Raw genomic sequence first — 18,451 nt, forward strand, 5'->3', positions numbered from 1 at the left:
GGGACCGGCACCGGGGTGCCGACCGCGTCAGCGCTCGTCGTCCCCCGTGGACCAGCGGTCCCACGTGGTGGGGTCGTCGTCGTCCGTGTCCACCGCGCTGCGGCGGCTTTCCGTGACGACATCGTTGCGGCTGCGCGACGTGAGCTCCTGCTCGAGAGCCCGGTAGTTGGTGTCCGGGCTGAAGTACTTCAGCTCCCGAGCCACCTTCGTCTGCTTTGCCTTCTGACGGCCGCGCCCCATGGCATCGACCCCCTCTAACGTGGAAGCGGGGCGGCTCCGTGCTGACACGAGCGGCCCCGGGTGCTGTTGAGTCTCTTCGTGAGGCAACGGTACATGCTCGCGATCCATTCCAGCCACCTGCGGGGGCGGAGGGGGCGCACGTCACGTCGGGCGTGCCGTCCGGGGCCCGGTGGCCGCCTCGGCGCCGGCGGTGCCGGGCCGGGCGGGGTGGGCCGGCCGTGGGATGGGGAGGCGGTGCGCAGCGCCAGCGACGTGCGAGCGGCACGGGTCGCGGCGCACCGGTCTGTGACTCGCCCCCGCGGCTGGCGTGACGCGGCCTCGGCGGTCCGCTGCCACCGGGCGCTCCGTCCCACTTACTGATACGCATAAGTCGGATGTGGCGCAGCCGACTGGGTGAAAACGGTCGCACCACTGACTCGTTCGAGTGAACGATGCGCGGACCCACCTGTCCGCCTCCCCGCTGCGCCGCGTCGCCGCTGGTCAGGGGCATGAGCGGACCCGCGGACCGCCGGCCCCGGCGGCCTCCTCGCCCCGTGTGCGCAGGCGCGTCGGCGGTTCGTGCCGTGCTGGCTGGCTGTCCGGATTCGGGAGGTTTACGCTGATCTGGACAGCGCTCACCCGTGCCCGCCGCGGTGAGCGACGGGGGCGGAGCGGGCCGGCACGGGCCTCGGCGTTGTGTCCGGGAGTGCCGCATGTGTCAGATTCGTTCATGCTGAGGTGGCGCAACGACGCGACCTCACCCCAGGTCCGGATCGACGGGATCACCCGTCGTCGGGCTGCACCGACAAGGAGGGATCCATGTCCGCCGCACACTCGCCAGAGTCGGAGACCCTGCTGACCCCGTCCGAGGTGGCGACCCTGTTCCGGGTCGACCCGAAGACGGTCACGCGTTGGGCCAAGTCCGGCAAGCTCTCGTCCATCCGGACGCTCGGCGGCCACCGCCGGTACCGCGAGTCGGAGGTCCGTGACCTCCTCAACGGGGTTCCGCAGCCGCGCCAGACGGCCTGACCACCACGGGCATCGGCCACCGGCGCCGGAGCGCGCGCACCGCGGGGGAGTGCGCGACCGGGCGCCGTGGAGGGGTCTGCCCGTGACGAGGACCTGAGGCGTCGCGGGGACGCTGCGCACGCGAGAGCCGTGAGGGCCGCGTCGGCACCAGCCGACGCGGCCCTCCGTCGTTCGCGGGCGCGCCCCGCGCGCCGTGCGTGGTCCTGGCCGCTCGCCGGTCCGTGGGCAGGCAGGTCCAGGGGCACGCACAGGGGCCGCCGACCGGCGGTCGGCGGCCCCTCGTGGTCGTTGCACCGTGCCGGGCCGGCGGCGGGCGCCCGGCCGGTCGGCTAGCGGGTGACCTTGCGGACGATCCCGACGAGGACCAGCGCGGCGACCGCACCCGCCACCGCCAGGACCTTGCGCGCCCGGGCCCGGTCCTCGGGCAGGGCGGCCTCGTCGGTCGCGTCGAAGACGAGGCGCTTGCCGTCGGCGACGAGCCGGTCCTTCTGCACGCGAGGGTCCAGCCGCTCGGCGAGGGCGTCGACCGTCGAGGCCAGCTGGCCGCGGGTCAGCGTGACCTCGGCCTCGAGCTCACTGATCTTCGGCGTGGTGATCTTCGTCGCCTCGTCGTCGCTCATCCTCCGAACCCCTTCTTCACGGCCTCGACGTCCTCGTGCACGTTCTCGACGGCCCGCTCGGGCGTCGGCGGGACGCCCTTCTGCAGGCGCTTGACGCCGAGCAGCGCCAGCACGCCCGTGACCGCCAGCAGCACCACGGTCACGATGAGCGCGGCCAACCAGGCGGGCATCGCGTTCGCGAGCGCGATGATGATCGTCGCGAGGAGCGTGCCGAACGCGTACAGGCCCAGCACGCCTGCGCCGGCGAGGAGGCCCGCGCCGATGCCCGCCTGCTTCGCCTTCGCCGCCATCTCGGCCTTCGCCAGGTCGATCTCGGCGCGGACGAGGCGTGAGGCCTGCTCGCTGAGGTCGCTGACGAGCTGACCCAGCGACCTGTGGTCCTGAGGTGCGTCGGGGCGTGCGTCGCTCGCCCACCCGGAGTGCGTGACCATCACCACGACCTTCCTGCGATCTGCCCCGCTCGGGGCGGGTGCCGGAGGACTCAGTCTGCCGGTGCCTCCGCCGTCGCGCGAGGTCAGCGCCCCGCAGGGGGTGCGGGGGCGGCGCGGAGCCGGGCGGTCAGTCGACCCAGGGGTGGACGAGGTCGCCCGCGGGGTGCGTGGTGGGCGGCACGGGGATGACGGGGCCGGTGAGGCCGGTCTCGTGCCACGGGGTGCCGGGGGTGCGCGGGTCCTGCGGGCGCGGCTGCGGACGCTCGGTGGTGGTCGTCGTCACGGGACGGTCCTTCGTGGGGGGTGTGCGGTGCGCACCACGCTAGGGGCGCCGGGAGCCGTGGGGCCGGGACGTGGGTCCCGAACCGGACGTCCTGCGCGCGGTGGGGGGGTGCTCGCACTGCCGCGGCCGTGGAGGGTCTGCGGGCGGGCGGCGCCGGGGAGGGCTCTGGTGAGGGCTCGTGGCGTCCCGGGTCCGGACAGAGCGACGGCCCCGGCGGGCGTCCCGCGGGGCCGTCTGGTGTGGCTCCGACCGGCGTCGATCCGGTGACCTTTCGATTTTCAGTCGAACGCTCTACCAACTGAGCTACAGAGCCTCGAAGCGAGAGCGCCGGTCCGAAGACCGGCCCTCGCAGCGACCCCGACGGGACTTGAACCCGCGACCTCCGCCGTGACAGGGCGGCGCGCTAACCAACTGCGCTACGGGGCCTTGAAGCGGCCGTGACCGCTCCAAACCTACTGCCTACTGCTGATCCTGCTCTCGCAGGGTCCGTACCCCCAACGGGATTCGAACCCGTGCTACCGCCGTGAAAGGGCGGGGTCCTAGGCCGCTAGACGATGAGGGCGTTGTCCGCCCCGGACGTCGAGGCGTCGGAAGACCGGTGATAACCATACGGGGTGGGTGCCCGGAACTCCAAAGCGAGCCGCTGTGGTCCGCGCCACCTGCGAGGACGCGGCGCCCGGCGGGCCCGCGAGAGGATGGTCCCCGTGGTCGACATGACGCGCGAGGAGTTCGAGGACGCCGTCCGGGACGCCCTGGACGAGATCCCCCCGGAGCTGGCGGCGATGATGGACAACGTCGTCGTGCTCGTCGAGGACGACGCCCCGGCCGACGACCCCGAGCTGCTGGGCCTGTACGAGGGCACGCCGCTGACGGAGCGCGGGGAGTTCTGGGCGGCGGGTTCGCTGCCCGACCGCATCACGATCTACCGCAACCCCACGCTCGCCCTGTGCGAGGACCGCGACGACGTCGTCGAGGAGGTGGCGGTCACCGTGGTGCACGAGGTCGCCCACCACTTCGGCATCGACGACGACCGCCTGCACGCGCTCGGCTGGGGCTGACCCGGCGTGACCTGCCGACGCACGCGCGCCCCGGGACGCACGCGCGCCCCGGGGACGCGGGAGGCGTCCCGGGGCGCGGTGCGGGCGGCCGGTCAGCCCAGGACGAGCCGCAGGCCGTAGGCCTGGAGGATCTCGTTCACCGGCTGGAAGTACGTCGTGCCCCCGGTGCGGCAGTTGCCGCTGCCGCCGGACGTGACGCCCTGCGCCTGGTTGCCGGCGAGCAGCGAGCCGCCGGAGTCACCGGGCTCCGCGCAGACCGTCGTGCGGATGAGGCCGCTGACGGTGCCCTCGGCGTACCGGACCGAGGTGTTGTAGGCCTGGACGGTGCCGCAGCGCCACCCTGTCGTGCTGCCCGAGCGGCACACGTAGGCGCCGACGGCGGCCTGCTGGGAGCCGCGGACCGCGACCCGCCCGCCGGAGTAGTTGTTGACGGCGCCGATCGTCGCGTTGCCGGCGGCGACCTGGACCCACGCGTAGTCGTTGCCGGGGAAGGACGAGCCGCGGAACGTGCCGGACGGGTTGGTGGTCGTCGCACCGGTGCGGCCGCAGTGGCCGGCCGTCACGAATCCGCCCTGCACGGCGAAGCCGACGGAGCAGCGCGAGGCGTTGTTGATGTAGTACGCGTTGCCGCCGACCACGTCGAGGAACGTGCGCGGCGCCGCCGGGGTGGACTCCACGCGGACCGCGTCCGCGGGGACGCCCGCGGCCGCGACCAGGTCCGCCGCGGCCGTCGTGGCGGAGCCCACGGCCTCGACGACGACCTCGTTGGCCGGCACGTCGACGTACCAGGTGGCGACGTCCGCGGGCAGGCCCGCGGCGTCGAGGCGCGCGCCGATCGACTCGAGCTCGGCGAGGGAGCGCTCGGCCGGCACGGCGGTGACGCCCTGCGCGACGGGCCCGCGCACGCGCTGCGGCGCCGTGGACGCGACGTGCACGGTGCCCCGGGCCGGGTCCACCCACGCGCCGGCGTAGGTGTCGCCGAGGGCCTGGGACAGGGTGCGGACGCGGGTGGCGGCGTCGGACTGGAACGACAGGCGCTGCAGCGCCTTCTCGCGCGGGACGCCGAGGTCGCGCTCGAGGGCGTCGAGCATCGCGGCGGGGACGTCGGCGGCAGGGACGGCGGCGGTGCCGGCCGGGCCGCTCGACGCGGGGGCCGCGGCGCCGCTGCCGGCGGCGAGCGGGCCGAGCAGCAGGGCGAGCGCGGCGGCGCCGGAGAGCGCCGCGCGCCGGGTGCGGGTGAGGGTCATGGTGAGGGCTGCCTCTCGTGGGGGACGACCGTGCTGTGACGGTACGGAGTGACAGCCGTCAAGCGGGCATACCGATCGGGTCATACGACGCCGTCCGGGGGTCCCGCACGCCGCCCGCCGCCTCGAGCCCGTCGGCCCGCGCCGTCCGCGCCGCCGTCAGCAGGGCCGCGCGCAGCGCCTCGGGGACGCCCTCGTGCACGGCGAGCCAGGTGGACCACGCGAGCGGACGTCCGCGCAGCGCGACGGCCCGCACGCCTTCCGGTCGCGACCCGAAGGGCTGCGCCAGCCCGACGCCCGCACCGGCACGCACGAGCTCGAGCCCGGCGGACCGTTCGCACTCGCTGGGGGCCCGCGGCGTGAACCCCGCCCGGGTGCAGGAGGCCGCGAAGCACGCGGCGAAGCAGCTGTCGCCCGGCGCGGTGAACCAGCGCTCGTCCGCGAAGGTCGTCAGGTCCGCCTCGTCCGGGCTGGGGTGACCGGCCGGCACGAGCACCTGGACCGCGTCCGTCCCGACGAGGCGCCAGTGCACGCCCGGGGCCGACGGCGGGAGCGCGTCGGCGCACATGCCGGCGAGCAGGGCGTCGTGCGTCCCGGAGGCGAGCTCGGCGGTCGCGGCCGCGGCCGACCAGGCGGTGCGCAGCACGGTGCGTCCCGGGCAGGCGCCGTCGACGCGGCGCGCGAACGCCGCCGCGAGCGCGGAGCCGACGACCGCCACGCGCAGGCCGTCCGGCCCGTCGTCGCCGCGCGCCAGGCGGTGCGCGTCGAGGACGAGCGCGTCCATGGCGGGCAGCAGGGTCCGGGCGCGCTCGAGCACGAGCGTGCCCAGCGGCGTCGGGCGCACGCCGCGGTGGTCGCGGACGAACACCGCGCCGCCGAGCGTGCGGTCGATCCGGGAGAGCTGGGCGCTGAGCGCCGGTTGGGCCAGCCCCAGGGCCGCCGCCGCCTTCGTCACGCTGCCGTGCTCGGCCACCGTGGCGACCATCCGCAGGTGTCGCACCTCGAGGTCCATCCCGTCGAGGGTAGGTCGGCCGGGCGGCGGTGTCACGACCCGAGAGCACTCCGGTGCTGTGGCGCGTGACACGCGCTCCGCTAGCGTGCGGGGCGTGGTGAGGATCGGGATCGTGCTGCTGCCGCAGGAGCGCTGGTCGCGGGCGCGCGAGCGCTGGCGGCGCGCCGAGGGGCTCGGGTTCGACCATGCGTGGACCTACGACCACCTGGCCTGGCGCGACCTCGCGGACGAGCCGTGGTTCGCGACCGTGCCGCTGCTGGCCGCGGCCGCCGCCGTCACCGAGCGCATCGGGCTGGGCACCTGGGTCGCGTCCCCGAACTTCCGGCACCCCGTGCCCTTCGCCAAGGACGTGATGGGTCTCGACGACGTGTCGGGCGGCCGCTTCGTGCTCGGTGTGGGCGCGGGCGGCGAGGGGTGGGACGCGGGGGTGCTGGGACCGGCGCCGGCCCGCGGGGAGCGGACGCGGCGCTTCGCGGAGTTCGTCGAGGTCCTGGACGCCCTGCTGACACAGCCGGTGACCGACCACGCGGGGGAGTTCTACGAGGCGCACGCCGCCCGCATGGTGCCGGGCACGCTGGCACGGCCGCGGACGCCCTTCGTCGTCGCCGCGAACGGCCCGCGGGGCATGGCGCTCGCCGCGCGGCACGGGCAGGGGTGGGCGACCTACGGTCCCGGCACGGGCGTGGGTGCGGGCGACGAGGCGGACGCCCAGGAGGCGTGGTGGCAGGGGCTGGCCCGCATGGCGGAGGCGTTCGACGAGGTCGAGCGGGCGGCCGGCGTGCGGGTGCCCCGCTGGCTGAGCCTGGACGGTGCGCCCGTGTTCTCGCTGCGGGACGCCGGTCTCGCGGCCGAGGGCGTGGAGCGCGCGGCGGCGCTCGGGTTCGGCGACGTCGTCGTGCACTGGCCGCGCGAGCGCGGGGTCTACGCGGGGTCCGAGCGGGAGCTGGAGCGGTTCGCCGCGATGCTGCCCCGCCTGCAGGCGCTGGAGCCGGCGGCGCGCTGACCGCGAGGCCCGCACGGGGGCGGACCTCGCGGCCGGTCGCGTCAGGCGGCGCCGCGCCGGTGCGCCTCCCAGGCGCTCGCGACCATGTCGGCTGCGGAGTGGCGCATGCGCCACTCGAGGTCGCGCGCGGCCGCCTCGCCGGACGCGACGATCCGGGCAGGGTCGCCCGGGCGGCGCGGGGCGACCTCGGGCTCGAACGCGATGCCCGTCACCTCGGCCACCGTCGTCATGACCTGCCGCACCGAGAGCCCGTCCCCGGAGCCGAGGTTGTAGACGTGGTCCAGCGGGCGCCCCGCCGCGAGCGCGCGTGCCGCGGCGACGTGCGAGACGGCGAGGTCCGCGACGTGGACGTAGTCGCGCACGCACGTGCCGTCGGGCGTCGGGTAGTCGTCGCCGTTGATGCGCGGCGTGCGGCCGGCCGTCAGGGCGGCCAGCACCAGCGGGAACAGGTTGTGCGGGCTCGAGTCGTACAGGTCCGGGTACCCGGAGCCGACGACGTTGAAGTAGCGCAGCGACGTGTGGCGCAGGCCGGTGGCGCGGCCCTGGTCGCGCAGCAGCCACTCGCCGATGAGCTTGGACTCGCCGTACGGCGACTCGGGAGCGGTGGGCGTCTCCTCCGTCACCACGTCGACGTCGGGCGTGCCGTAGACCGCGGCGGACGACGAGAACACGATGCTCTCGACGTCCGCGTCCGCCATCGCGGCCAGCAGGTGCGCCGTGCCGGTGACGTTCTGCTCGTAGGTGTGCAGGGGGCGCTCGACGGACACCCCCGCGTACTTGAACCCCGCGAGGTGCACGACACCGCTCACGCCGTGCTCGACCAGGGCCGCGCGCACGGCCGCGGTGTCGACGACGGAGGCCTCGACGAGGGGCACACCGTCCGGCACGAAGCCGCGGTGCCCGCTCGAGAGGTCGTCGAGGACGACCGGTGCGAGCGTGGTGTCACCGGTCCGCTCCGCCGCGTCGAGGAACGCCCGCACCACGTGCGCCCCGATGTACCCCGCCCCGCCCGTCACCATCCACGTCATGCGTCGAGGGTACCGCGACCGCGGCCTATCTCAACAGGTTCAAACACTTTTCAACACTTCCCGACACGACGCATCCGGCGGCCGGGCCCGCGGGGAAGTCGGGTCGCGGCGACGCAGATGCTCAGTACGCTGAGGGATTCCGGCGGGAGGGGTGGGGGATGGACGAGCACGACGTGCAGGACGTCGGCACGGGCGTACGTCCCGGCGCACCCGGACGGGCCGTCGCGGACGGGCGCGTCGCGCTCGCGCACGCCGTCGAGCACGCCACCGCCGTGGCCGAGCGCCTGCTCGCCGAGGTCGTCGCCGACCGCGTGCAGCACGGCCGCGCCCTCGCCGCGGACCACGCGCAGCTGTGGACGGACCTCGGTGCCGGGCTGGGCGGCAAGCTCATGCGCCCGCGGCTCACCGTGACCGCGTACCTCGGGCTGGGCGGCACCGACGTCGCCGCCGTCGCCCCCGTCGCCGCCGCCCAGGAGATGCTGCACACCGCGATGCTCGTGCACGACGACCTGCTGGACCGCGACGAGGTCCGCCGCGGACGGCCCAACGTCGCCGGGGCCACGCGTGCGCGCCTCGCCGCCGAGGGCGTCGCCGGTGCCCGGCAGGACGAGCAGGTGGCCGCCGCGGCCCTGCTGGCCGGGGACACCGCGCTCGCGCAGGCGTTCGGGCTCGTCGCACGGGCCGACGTGCCGGCGCCCGTCGTCGCCGAGCTGGTCCGGCTCCTCGCCGGCGGCGTCGACACGACGGTCGCGGGCGAGCTGCTCGACGTGCGCGGGGAGGTCCGCGCGCTCGCGGACGTCGACACGCTCCTCGTCGCCGAGCTCAAGACCGCCGCCTACTCGTTCCGCGTGCCGCTCGAGTCCGGCGCCGTCGTCGCGGGCGGGACCGACGGGCAGCGCACCGCGCTCGCGCTCGTCGGCACCGCGCTCGGGATGGCCTACCAGCTGACCGACGACGAGCTCGGCGTGTTCGGCGACCCCGCCGCGACCGGCAAGTCGGTCCTGTCCGACCTGCGCTCCGGCAAGCGCACGGAGCTGCTCCGGCTCACCTGGGAGCGGGCGGACGGGGCGGGGCGGGACGTGCTGCGCGCGCACGTCGGCCGCGGCGACCTCGACGACGACGGCGCCGCCCGTGTCCGGGACGTCATGCGCGGGTCCGGGGCGCTTGACGAGGTGCGCCTGGTGACCCGACGGGCCGCCGACATCGCGCGTACCCTCGCGACGACGACGTTGCCCGAGCCGCTCGCCGGGTACCTGGCGGGCGTCGTGGACGACCTCGTCGCACGCGGGCACTGACCGGTGCACGGGCAGCAGCTGCACGCCGGGCGGACCGGCGTCGACCACGACCGCGGCGCCGGGCGCCGCGCGGCACGGAGGGACGTCACCGCGACGATGCAGGGACCCGACCAGGACACGGCCGGCGCGCGTCTGTACGACGCGACGGCCGCACGCGCGAGCGCCGTCGTGCTGCGCGCCTACTCCACGTCGTTCGGGCTGGGCACGCGCCTGCTCGGCGGGCCCCCGCGGCACGACATCGAGGCGGTGTACGCGCTCGTGCGGCTCGCCGACGAGGTCGTCGACACCTACCGCGGTCCCGACGCCGCCGCCGAGCTCGACGAGCTCGAGGCGCAGACGGCACGGGCGCTCGTGACCGGCTACTCGACCAACGTCGTGGTGCACGCGTTCGCCCGGACGGCCCGCCGCACCGGCATCGGGCACGCGGAGGTCGACCCGTTCTTCGCCTCGATGCGCGCCGACCTGACCGTGCGCACGCACGACCGGGAGAGCTACGAGCGGTACGTGTACGGGTCGGCCGAGGTCGTCGGCGTCATGTGCCTGCGCGTCTTCCTCGCCGCCGAGCGCGGTCCGGGCGACCCGCCCGTCGAGCCGTCCGCCCGCGCCGTCGCCGGTGCGCGCGCCCTGGGCGCCGCGTTCCAGAAGATCAACTTCCTGCGCGACCTCGGCGCCGACCGCGGCGACCTGGGCCGCAGCTACTTCCCGGACGTCGACCCGGAGCACCTCACCGACGCCGACGTGCGCGCGGTCCTGGACGAGGTGGCGGGCGACCTCGCGGTCGCGCGCGCCGCCCTGCCCGAGCTGCCGCCGCGGGCGCGGTGCGCCGTGGAGGCGACGCTCGCGCTGTACGCGCGGCTGCTCGACCGGCTGGCGGCCACCCCGGCCGAGGACCTCGCCGCCCGGCGCGTCCGCGTGCCCGGCCCGGAGAAGGCCGCCGTCGTCGGCGGCGTCGTGGGCCGCGCGCTCGCGGGGGCTGCCGTGCGGCGCGGACGGCCCTGGGCCGAGCGGGCCGCGGCGGTCGTGCGCGAGCGGGTGGGAGGGCGCGCGTGAGCGGGACGGGACCCGTGCGGGTCGTGGTGGTCGGCGGCGGCGTCGGCGGGCTGGCGACGGCGGCGCTGCTCGCGCGCGGCGGCGCGCACGTGACGCTGCTCGAGCGGCACGAGCGCGTCGGCGGACGCGCCGGGACGTGGGAGGTGGACGGCTTCCGGTTCGACACCGGCCCGTCCTGGTGGTTCATGCCCGAGGTCATCGAGCACACGTTCGCGCTGCTCGGGCGCCGCCTCGCGGACGAGGTCGACCTCGTGCGGCTCGACCCCGCGTACCGGCTGTTCCCGGAGCCGGGGGCGGGGGTCGAGCCGTTCGACGTCGTCGCCGACTGGGCGGCGAACGCCGACCGGTTCGACGCGCTCGAGCCGGGGGCGGGTGCGTCGATGCGGCGGTTCGTCGACGAGGCGTCGGACGCGTACCGCGTCGCGCTCGACCACTTCCTCTACACGACCTTCGAGCGGCCGGACCGGCTGCTGTCGCGCGACCTCGCGGGCCGCGGCGGCACGCTGGCGCGGCTCATGGCGCAGTCCCTCGCGGACAAGGTCGCGGCGACCGTGCAGCACCCCGTGCTGCGGCAGGTGCTCAGCTACCACGCGGTGTTCCTCGGCTCCTCGCCGTACCGGGTGCCCGCGCTGTACAGCCTCATGTCGCACCTCGACCTCGCCGACGGCGTCCACTACCCGCGCGGCGGCGTGTACCGGCTGGTCGAGGCGCTGGAGAAGGCCGCGGTCGAGGAGGGCGTCGACGTCCGCACCGGTGCGGACGTGGTGGCGATCGAGGTCGACGACGTCCCGCGGTCGCTGCGCCACCCGCGCCGCACCGGCCGGGCGCGCGGCGTGCGCCTCGCCGACGGGACGCTCGTCCCCGCGGACGTCGTCGTCTCCGGCGCCGACCGGCACCACACCGAGACCGCGCTGCTCGACCCCGCGCACGCGGACCTGCCGGCCGACGCGTGGGACGGCCGGGGGCCGGGCATCTCCGCGCTGCTGGTCATGGCGGGCGTCCGGGGCGAGCTGCCGCAGCTGCGGCACCACTCGCTGTTCTTCACGAGCGACTGGACGGCGAACTTCGACGCGATCCTCGGCACCGGCCCCTCGTCGCGTCCGCAGGACCTGCGCGTGCCGGAGGTCGCCTCGGCGTACGTCTCGCGCACGACCGCGTCCGACCCGACCGCGGCGCCGCCCGGGCACGAGAACCTGTTCGTCCTCGTGCCGTTCCCGGCGGACCCGTCGATCGGGTCGCGCCCCGGCGAGCTCGACGCGTACGCGGACCGCTACCTCGACCAGGTCGGGGCGTGGGCCGGTGTGCCGGACCTGCGCTCGCGGGTCGTGGTCCGGCGGGTCGTCGGACCGGCGGACTTCGCGCGGGACCTGCACGCGTGGCGCGGCACGGCCCTGGGGATGGAGCACACGCTGCGCCAGTCGGCGCTGTTCCGGCCGGGCGTCGCGTCGCGGCACGTGCCGAACCTGCTGCACGTCGGCGGCGGCACCGTGCCCGGCGTCGGGCTGCCGATGGTGCTCATCGGCGCGGAGCTCGTGGCCAAGCGGCTGCTGGGGGAGACGTCGGCCCGCCCGCTGCCGGCGCCGCTGCGGCCCGGGTACCTGGCGTCGGCGCTGCCGCGCGGCCTGTGGAGCGACGTCGTGCGGGGCCGCGGGTGATCGCGTTCGCGTACCTGGCGGCGCTGCTGGTCTCGCTCGGCTGCCTCGCGCTCTGCGACCACCGCTGGCGCCTGGCGTTCTGGGACGACCCGCGCCGGGCGGCGTGGACGGTGGGGATCGGCGTCGTCGCGTTCCTGCTGTGGGACGTGGCCGGGCTGCTGCTCGGCATCTTCGCCCGGGGCGACTCCCCGCACATGACGGGCCTGCTGCTCGCGCCCGAGCTGCCGGTCGAGGAGGCGTTCTTCCTCACCCTGCTCTGCTACGTCGCGCTGCTCGCGTGGCGGGGGCTGGAGCGGGTCGTCGAGGCGCGGGCGTCGCGGCGGACCGAGGGGGCGGCGCGGTGACGAACATCGTGCTCAACGTGCTCGTGCTGGCCGCGCTGCTCCTCGTCTCGTGGCCCGTGCTGCGGCGCATGCGCGGCGGGCCGGTGCTCGGCGCCGTCGCGTTCGTGTGCCTGCTCACGCTCGTGTTCGACACGCTGATGATCGACGTCGGCCTCTACGTCTTCGACCCCGACAAGATCCTCGGCGTGTATCTCTGGGGCGCGCCGCTGGAGGACTTCGCGTACGCGATCGCGGCCGCCGTCGGCATGCCGGTGCTGTGGACCGCGCTCGGGCGGACCCGGTGGGGCCGCTCGCGCCGGGCCGTCGAGACGGAGGAGGACGCGCCCCGTGCGTGAGGTGCTCGCGGCGTCGCGGCCGTTCTCGTGGATCAACACCGCCTACCCGTTCGCCGCCGGCTGGCTGCTGGCCACCGACGGGCGCGTCGACACGGCGTTCGTCGTCGGCACGCTGTTCTTCCTCGTCCCGTACAACCTGCTGATGTACGGGATCAACGACGTCTTCGACTACGCCTCCGACCTGCGCAACCCGCGCAAGGGCGGCATCGAGGGCGGGCTGGTCGACCCCGCGCGGGCACGGGCGGTGCACCGGCGGATCCTCGTCGCCTGCGTCGTGACGACCGTGCCGTTCGTCGTATGGCTGCTCGCGCTCGGCTCGGTCGCCGCCGGCGTCGTGCTCGCGGTCGTGCTCTTCGCCGTCGTCGCGTACTCGGCGCCCGGGCTGCGGTTCAAGGAGCGGCCGGTCCTCGACTCGTTCACGTCGGCGACGCACTTCGTGGGCCCGCTGCTGTACGCGCTCGTGCTCGCCGGCGCCGAGCTCGGCACGCGCACGACCTGGCCCGTGCTCGTCGCGTTCGTGCTGTGGGGCATGGCGTCGCACGCGTTCGGCGCGGTGCAGGACGTGCGCGCGGACCGCGAGGGCGGGATCGCGTCGGTGGCGACCGTGCTGGGGGCCCGGCCCACCGTCCGGGTGGCGACCGCGGCCTACGTGCTCGCGGCCCTCGTGCTGCTGGCCCTGCCGTGGCCCGGCGTGCTCGCCGCCGCGCTGCCGCTGCCGTACGCCGTGAGCACGTGGCGGTTCCGCGGCGTGACCGACGCGGACTGCGAGCGTGCGAACGCCGGGTGGCGCACGTTCCTGTGGCTCAACCTCGTCACGGGGTTCCTCGTGACGATGCTGCTGATCGCGGTCGCGCTGGGCTGACCGGCGGGCGCCCGCAGGGTCAGGCCAGCGGGCCCAGCTCCGGCAGCTCGACGTCGAGGTCCGCCACCGGTGCGCGCAGCTGCGAGACCGTCGCCCACCCCTGCGCCACCAGTCCCGCGTCGCTGTCGGGGTCCTCGTCGAGCTCGACGTCGCCGTACGTGACCGTGAGGAACCCCTCGTCCTCGTGCTGCACCTGCGCCTGCACGGCACCGATGCGCGCCAGGTGCGCGGGGCGCAGGCCCTTGACCTCGGCCAGCGGCAGGTCCGGCACGTTGACGTTGAGGACGCGCTGCTCCCCGGAGCGCACCAGCCAGTCCAGCACCGGCCGCGCGTAGGCGGCGGCGGACGCGAAGTGCGTGGGCCGGTGCCCCGTCAGGGAGACCGCGAGCGCGGGGATGTCGTGCGTCGACGCGGTCAGGCACGCGCCCACGGTGCCGGAGTGCAGCACGGCGTGACCGGTGTTCGGGCCGCGGTTGATCCCCGAGAGCACGAGGTCCGGCTTGGGCCCGAAGCCGTCGTACGCGGCGACGAACGCGATGAGACCCGGGGCGGCGCCCACGGCCCAGGCCTCCACGTCCTCGAGGTCGGGCAGCGTGCGGCGGTCCACCACGAGGCGTCCCTCCTCCTGCGCACCGAGCAGGGACGCGCTCGCACCGGAGAACTCCGAGGCGGGCGCCGCGACGACCACGTCGTGCCCGGCCTCGACCGCCACGCGTGCGAGGGCCGCGAGGCCCGGGGAGTCGATGCCGTCGTCGTTGGTCACCAGCACGCGCACAGGGGGCCTCCTCGGCGGTCGGGCCCGGGGCGCGGGCCGCGGTTCGGGGGTCCTGACCATCCGACATGGTCGCGTCCGTTCCCGCGACCCCAGGCGGGCCGCCGACGGTCGCCGCCGGCGGTGAGACCGGCGCCCCGGGGCCCTCACGTCCCCGGGACGCCGGTCTCACGCGTCGTCCGACGCGCTGCCGTCCGTTCCCAGGTCGCGGACCTCGACGCGGTCGACGAAGCGCTCGATGTGGTCGCGGTGCCCCGTGCCCAGGCCGCGGCGGGTCACGTTGAGCGCGCCCGCGGACGCGCCGAGCCGCACCGCCGCGACCAGGTCCAGGCCGCGGGCGAGGCCGACGGCGATGCCCGCCGTCATGGAGTCGCCCGCGCCCCGGTGGTCGGCCACCGTGGTCTGCGGCGCGCGGACCTCGTGCACGCCCTCGCGGGTCACCACGAGCACGCCCTCGCCCGCCCGTGAGACGACCACGGCGTCGAGCCCGTCGTCCTCGGCCGCGTCGAGCAGCCCGCGCGCGCCGCGCACCAGGGCCGGGACGTCCTCGCCGTCCGCGAAGCCGCCCTCGGCCATCTCCTCGTGACTGATCTTCAGCACGCCGCCGCCGGCCTCCGCGTACGCGCGGGCGGCGTCGCCCGACAGGTCCGCGACGAGGGTGCGACCCGCCGCGCGCAGGTCGCGAACCAGCCGGGTGAGCACCTCCGGGGGCAGCACGTGCGCCGGGTCGGCGCCCGTGAGCACCGTGACGTCGGCCTCCAGGCCCTCGACCAGGACGGTGCCGTACAGGTCGTCGAGCTCGTGCCGGTCGAGCGGGGCCGCCGGGCGCTCCGCGACGACGTCGCGCTCCCCGTCCCGCCGGTCGTGCACGTACACGCCGTTGCCGCCGCCGTACGGCACGGCCCGCAGCTCCATGCCCTCGGCCTCGGCCAGCGCGCGCAGCGCGATGCCCGCCTCCCCGCCGAACGGCCCGCAGACGACCGCGTCCGCACCGAGCGACTCGGCCATCCGCGCCACCCACAGCCCCTGGCCGCCCGGGTGGACGTGCACCTCCGGGGGAGCGGGCTGCTCGTCCCCGTCGACGGTGACCACGTGCGTCGTCGGCGCCTCGACGGTCACCGTCAGCCACGGCGTCGTCGCCATGACGCAGACCCGCTCCGCCGCGGGACGGCGGGTCGGCGTCGGGTCGTCGGTCGGGTGCGTGGGCGTGTCCTGGGCCGGCGTGCTGTCCGTGGGCTCGGGCATGGCCCGAGTGTGGCGAAGGCCGCCCGTCCGCGCGCGTCGGGCACGGGCGGGCGGCCCGGCGTCAGACCTCGCGCACCGCCTCGCCCGCGATCTCGACGCGCACCCGCTTGCCGACCAGCCATCCGCCGGTCTCGAGCGTGACGTTCCACACCAGGCCGTAGTCCTCGCGGTCGAAGTCCGTGGTGGCGGAGAAGCCGAAGATGTCGCGGCCGTAGGGGTCGCGCTTCGCGCCGCCGAAGTGCATGTCCAGCGCCACCTCGTGGGTGACGTCCCGGATGGTCAGGTCCCCGACGACCGTGAACCGGCCCCCGACGCCCACCGTCCGCTCGACGATCTCCGTCGCGACGCGCGATCGCTCCGGCAGGTGGTTGCGCAGGCGGGCCCACTGCGCGATCGCGTCGTCGGCGAGCCGCCGCTCGACCCGCCGGCTGCGGAACTCGATCGTCGGCCACCGCTCGACGTCGAGGAAGTCCGAGCTGCGCAGGTGCGTGTCCCGGTCCTCGTTCTGCGTGCTGAGCGTCGCCGTGCGGATCGTCGCCGTCACGGCCGAGTCGAGCGGGTCCTCCCCGACCCGGATCGTCGCGGCCGCGGCGGTGAACTCGCCCCGCACCTGGCTGACCATCATGTGGTGGGCGACGAAGCCCACCCGCTTGTGGGCGGCGTCGAGCACGTACGTGCCCGCCGCGGGGATCGTCATCCCCTTCCACCGCCTGGTCGCCTCCTGGCTGCCGTCGGTCATGCGTCTCCCCGCTCTCGTCGCCTCGTGCGGCCGGCCGGCGGCCCGGGTCGCCGGCCGTCCGCGGGCACGCCGGAGGTGCTGACGCTCGCGTGCGCGGGGGGACGTGCGACCCACGGAGCCCGACGGTGCCGGTGCCTCCGCGAGGCACCATCGTCGCGTCACCCGGACGCTCCTGCCAGAACGCCCGAAAGGCGGACAGAACGATACGAGCGGGGCGGGGCGGACCGGCGGCCCCGGGCCGGACAGGTGCCCGGGGCCGCCGTGGTCGTCCGCCGGGTCAGAGCGTCCAGCGCTGGTTCGCGGCGCCCGTGCAGTCCCAGACGTGCACACGCTGCCCGTCGAACACCGGGGTGCCGCCGACCGCGTCGAGGCAGCGACCCGCCTGCGGGTTGCGCAGCGCGCGCGTCGCCGCGTCGTACGTCCAGCGCTGCGCCGCCGTGCCGTTGCACGTCCACAGCTGCACGACCGTGCCGTTGGCGGTGCCGCCGCCGCTCACGTCGAGGCACTTGCCGAGCGCCCGGACCGTGCCGTCGGCGCCGCGGGTCCACTGCTGGGCCGCGTTGCCGTTGCACGTGACGACCTGGACCGGGTTGCCGTCGCGCGGGTCGGCCCACGGCACGTCGAGGCAGAGCCGGTCGTCGACCCGGATCGTGCCCGTGCCGGTGGGCAGGGACCCGCTGCCGGTGCCCCCGCCGGTGCCGCCCCCCGTCGCGCCGTTGTCGTAGACGCGGACGTAGTCGACCTTCATCTGCTGCGGGAGCTGGGTGGTGGCGTCGGGGTAGCCGGGCCACTGCCCGCCGACCGCGACGTTGAGGATGAGGAAGAACGGCTTGTCGAACACCCACGCGCGGCCGCCGAGGCTGGCGGGCGTGACGCGGTGGTAGACGTTCCCGTCGACGGACCAGGTGATCTCGCCGGGCCTCCAGTCCACCGCGAACGTGTGGAACGTGTCCGCGAAGGACCAGCCCTGCGGGTGCTGGTACGTGCCGAGCAGCCCGGCCCCGCCGGAGTAGCCGGGGCCGTGGATCGTGCCGTGCACCAGGTGCGGCTCGCGGCCGATGTTCTCCATGACGTCGATCTCGCCGCTGTTCGGCCACGCGTTCTGCGGGAAGTCGGCGCCGAGCATCCAGAACGCCGGCCAGATCCCCTGGCCGCGCGGGATCTGGATGCGCGCCTCGACGCGCCCGTACCGGATCTCGACCTTGTCGTTCGTCTGCAGGCGGGCGGACGTGTACCGGCCGTCGGCCTCGCGGCGGGCCGTGATGACGAGGTTGCCGGCACCGTCGAGCGCCGAGTTGGCGCGCGACGACGTGTACTCCTGCAGCTCGGCGTTGCCCCAGCCGCCGGCGCCCAGGTCGTAGTTCCACACCCGGCTGTCGGGGGCCGCGCCGGCCGGACCGTCGAACTCCTGCTGCCAGACGACGTCGCCCGGTGCGGCGGCGGCGGGCGGGGCGGTCACGGCCGCCACGATCGCACCGGTCGCCGCGGTGAGCACGGCGGTGAGGGCGGCGGCGAGGGGCGACGGGCGTCCGCGCCGACGCGGGGCGGAGCGGGCCGGGCCGGGTGGGACGGCGGGGGCGGGGTGGCCGGACGGTGCGGGGGCGGGGGCTGGGCGCACGGTTCCTCCTGGACGGTTCGCGGGTCGTCGTCGACCCGGCGTGCGCACCGTAAACCGGACCTGTGACGGCCGACAAGAGACCCGTGACGCGACATCGTTATCCGCTCGCCCGAGCGATCGTCGCCGTGCGCCTGGGGCGGGGACGGGGGTACGGCGGCGCGTCGGGGCGGGGGTGCGGTGGCGGGCGGGCGGCGCGTCGGGCGGGTGGATGTCGGTGGTCGGGGAGAGAGTGTCCGCATGGTCGTCGTCTCGTGCTCCTGCGGTGAGGTCTCCTACCCGTCCGGCAACCCCGTCCGCGCGCTGCCGCTCGCGCAGCGCGTCCGCCTCGCGGCCACGGCCGGCGAGCGCGGCACCGTCGTCGTCGACCTGGACGCCGACTGGCACCCCGGCGGGGAGAGCCTGCACGTCGCGTGCGTGTGGCTCGTCGCCGAGGTGACGCTCGACGCCCTCGTCGCCGGGCTCGACGCCGCCGACGCGGCCGTCGTGCGCACCGCGTGGGTGCTGCCGCGCGAGGACGCGCTCGAGGTCGCCACGCCCGCCCCCGCCGAGGAGCGCGCCGTCAGCGCCTGACCCCGGCGGGCACGCCCCGGGGACCCAGCGGGTGCCGGC

The 18,451-nt window shown here is 75.9% G+C and carries 21 protein-coding genes and 3 tRNA genes; 10 read left to right on the forward strand and 14 right to left on the reverse strand.

Annotated elements, in window-relative coordinates; translation table 11 throughout:
* Positions 1-27: 27 nt before the first annotated feature.
* A complete protein-coding gene (locus FB586_RS05080; protein WP_136518172.1) occupies positions 28-240 on the reverse strand; it encodes a DUF3073 domain-containing protein in 213 nt (70 codons plus the stop codon).
* 798 nt (positions 241-1,038) lie between these two features.
* On the opposite strand from FB586_RS05080, the gene FB586_RS05085 reads away from it, so the two are divergent.
* Positions 1,039-1,248, forward strand: a complete 210-nt coding sequence (locus tag FB586_RS05085) for a BldC family transcriptional regulator (protein WP_136518173.1) — start codon at positions 1,039-1,041, stop codon at positions 1,246-1,248.
* A 329-nt stretch (positions 1,249-1,577) separates the two neighbouring features.
* Here the strand turns inward: FB586_RS05085 and FB586_RS05090 are convergent, their stop codons facing one another.
* From FB586_RS05090 to FB586_RS05110, 6 genes are all read right to left on the reverse strand, one after another.
* The gene (locus FB586_RS05090) at positions 1,578-1,868 is read right to left on the reverse strand and encodes a DUF3618 domain-containing protein (RefSeq protein WP_136518174.1); all 291 of its coding nucleotides are present in this window, start codon (positions 1,866-1,868) and stop codon (positions 1,578-1,580) included.
* Positions 1,865-2,299 (reverse strand): phage holin family protein, encoded by a 435-nt coding sequence (locus FB586_RS05095; protein WP_136518175.1) that lies wholly within the window; start codon positions 2,297-2,299, stop codon positions 1,865-1,867. The genes FB586_RS05090 and FB586_RS05095 overlap by 4 nt, the downstream gene beginning before the upstream one ends.
* 127 nt (positions 2,300-2,426) lie before the next feature.
* On the reverse strand, positions 2,427-2,582 hold the full coding sequence (locus tag FB586_RS19310) for a hypothetical protein (RefSeq protein WP_168800453.1): 156 nt from the start codon (positions 2,580-2,582) through the stop codon (positions 2,427-2,429).
* 240 nt (positions 2,583-2,822) lie between these two features.
* Positions 2,823-2,895, reverse strand: a tRNA-Phe gene (locus FB586_RS05100).
* Between the two features lie 39 nt (positions 2,896-2,934).
* Positions 2,935-3,008, reverse strand: a tRNA-Asp gene (locus tag FB586_RS05105).
* Between the two features lie 63 nt (positions 3,009-3,071).
* Positions 3,072-3,144 (reverse strand) — tRNA-Glu (locus FB586_RS05110).
* 133 nt (positions 3,145-3,277) lie between these two features.
* On the opposite strand from FB586_RS05110, the gene FB586_RS05115 reads away from it, so the two are divergent.
* The gene (locus FB586_RS05115; protein ID WP_136518176.1) at positions 3,278-3,640 is read left to right on the forward strand and encodes a metallopeptidase family protein; all 363 of its coding nucleotides are present in this window, start codon (positions 3,278-3,280) and stop codon (positions 3,638-3,640) included.
* Between the two features lie 92 nt (positions 3,641-3,732).
* Here FB586_RS05115 and FB586_RS05120 read toward each other — a convergent pair whose 3' ends face one another.
* Positions 3,733-4,887 (reverse strand): S1 family peptidase, encoded by a 1,155-nt coding sequence (locus FB586_RS05120; RefSeq protein WP_136518177.1) that lies wholly within the window; start codon positions 4,885-4,887, stop codon positions 3,733-3,735.
* A gap of 58 nt (positions 4,888-4,945) precedes the next feature.
* A complete protein-coding gene (locus FB586_RS05125) occupies positions 4,946-5,896 on the reverse strand; it encodes a LysR family transcriptional regulator (RefSeq protein WP_136518178.1) in 951 nt (316 codons plus the stop codon).
* A 94-nt stretch (positions 5,897-5,990) separates the two neighbouring features.
* Between FB586_RS05125 and FB586_RS05130 the strand changes: the two genes are divergently transcribed.
* Complete coding sequence (locus FB586_RS05130; RefSeq protein WP_136518179.1) at positions 5,991-6,899, forward strand: LLM class flavin-dependent oxidoreductase; 909 nt, start codon at positions 5,991-5,993, stop codon at positions 6,897-6,899.
* 41 nt (positions 6,900-6,940) lie between these two features.
* On the opposite strand, the gene galE is transcribed toward FB586_RS05130, so the two are convergent.
* Positions 6,941-7,927, reverse strand: coding sequence for a UDP-glucose 4-epimerase GalE (gene galE, locus FB586_RS05135; RefSeq protein ID WP_136518180.1), 987 nt, complete (start codon positions 7,925-7,927; stop codon positions 6,941-6,943).
* Between the two features lie 158 nt (positions 7,928-8,085).
* On the opposite strand from galE, the gene FB586_RS05140 reads away from it, so the two are divergent.
* The 6 genes from FB586_RS05140 (at position 8,086) to FB586_RS05165 (ending at position 13,468) form a co-directional block, all read left to right on the forward strand.
* Complete coding sequence (locus FB586_RS05140) at positions 8,086-9,222, forward strand: polyprenyl synthetase family protein (RefSeq protein WP_136518181.1); 1,137 nt, start codon at positions 8,086-8,088, stop codon at positions 9,220-9,222.
* A 96-nt stretch (positions 9,223-9,318) separates the two neighbouring features.
* On the forward strand, positions 9,319-10,272 hold the full coding sequence (locus FB586_RS05145) for a phytoene/squalene synthase family protein (protein ID WP_136518320.1): 954 nt from the start codon (positions 9,319-9,321) through the stop codon (positions 10,270-10,272).
* Positions 10,269-11,927, forward strand: coding sequence for a phytoene desaturase family protein (crtI, locus tag FB586_RS05150; protein WP_136518182.1), 1,659 nt, complete (start codon positions 10,269-10,271; stop codon positions 11,925-11,927). Before FB586_RS05145 ends, crtI begins: the two co-directional genes overlap by 4 nt.
* Positions 11,924-12,271, forward strand: a complete 348-nt coding sequence (locus tag FB586_RS05155) for a lycopene cyclase domain-containing protein (protein ID WP_306419145.1) — start codon at positions 11,924-11,926, stop codon at positions 12,269-12,271. Before crtI ends, FB586_RS05155 begins: the two co-directional genes overlap by 4 nt.
* Positions 12,268-12,606: a lycopene cyclase domain-containing protein gene (locus FB586_RS05160; protein ID WP_136518183.1), complete on the forward strand. Its 339-nt coding sequence runs from the start codon at positions 12,268-12,270 to the stop codon at positions 12,604-12,606. Before FB586_RS05155 ends, FB586_RS05160 begins: the two co-directional genes overlap by 4 nt.
* Positions 12,599-13,468 carry a prenyltransferase gene (locus tag FB586_RS05165; protein WP_136518184.1) on the forward strand — a complete coding sequence of 290 codons (870 nt, stop codon included), beginning with the start codon at positions 12,599-12,601 and terminating at the stop codon, positions 13,466-13,468. Before FB586_RS05160 ends, FB586_RS05165 begins: the two co-directional genes overlap by 8 nt.
* Before the next feature lie 19 nt (positions 13,469-13,487).
* Here FB586_RS05165 and surE read toward each other — a convergent pair whose 3' ends face one another.
* The 4 genes from surE to FB586_RS05185 form a co-directional block, all read right to left on the reverse strand.
* On the reverse strand, positions 13,488-14,243 hold the full coding sequence (surE, locus tag FB586_RS05170; RefSeq protein ID WP_136518185.1) for a 5'/3'-nucleotidase SurE: 756 nt from the start codon (positions 14,241-14,243) through the stop codon (positions 13,488-13,490).
* A 165-nt stretch (positions 14,244-14,408) separates the two neighbouring features.
* Complete coding sequence (locus tag FB586_RS05175; protein WP_136518186.1) at positions 14,409-15,485, reverse strand: 1-phosphofructokinase family hexose kinase; 1,077 nt, start codon at positions 15,483-15,485, stop codon at positions 14,409-14,411.
* 61 nt (positions 15,486-15,546) lie between these two features.
* Complete coding sequence (locus FB586_RS05180; RefSeq protein ID WP_136518187.1) at positions 15,547-16,224, reverse strand: YceI family protein; 678 nt, start codon at positions 16,222-16,224, stop codon at positions 15,547-15,549.
* A gap of 277 nt (positions 16,225-16,501) precedes the next feature.
* Complete coding sequence (locus tag FB586_RS05185; protein ID WP_136518188.1) at positions 16,502-17,842, reverse strand: glycoside hydrolase family 16 protein; 1,341 nt, start codon at positions 17,840-17,842, stop codon at positions 16,502-16,504.
* Positions 17,843-18,079: 237 nt separating this feature from the next.
* Between FB586_RS05185 and FB586_RS05190 the strand changes: the two genes are divergently transcribed.
* Positions 18,080-18,412, forward strand: a complete 333-nt coding sequence (locus tag FB586_RS05190) for a hypothetical protein (protein ID WP_136518189.1) — start codon at positions 18,080-18,082, stop codon at positions 18,410-18,412.
* Positions 18,413-18,451 lie beyond the last annotated feature (39 nt).

This window comes from Cellulomonas telluris (genome assembly GCF_004886325.1).
GTDB classification, from domain to species: domain Bacteria; phylum Actinomycetota; class Actinomycetes; order Actinomycetales; family Cellulomonadaceae; genus Cellulomonas; species Cellulomonas telluris.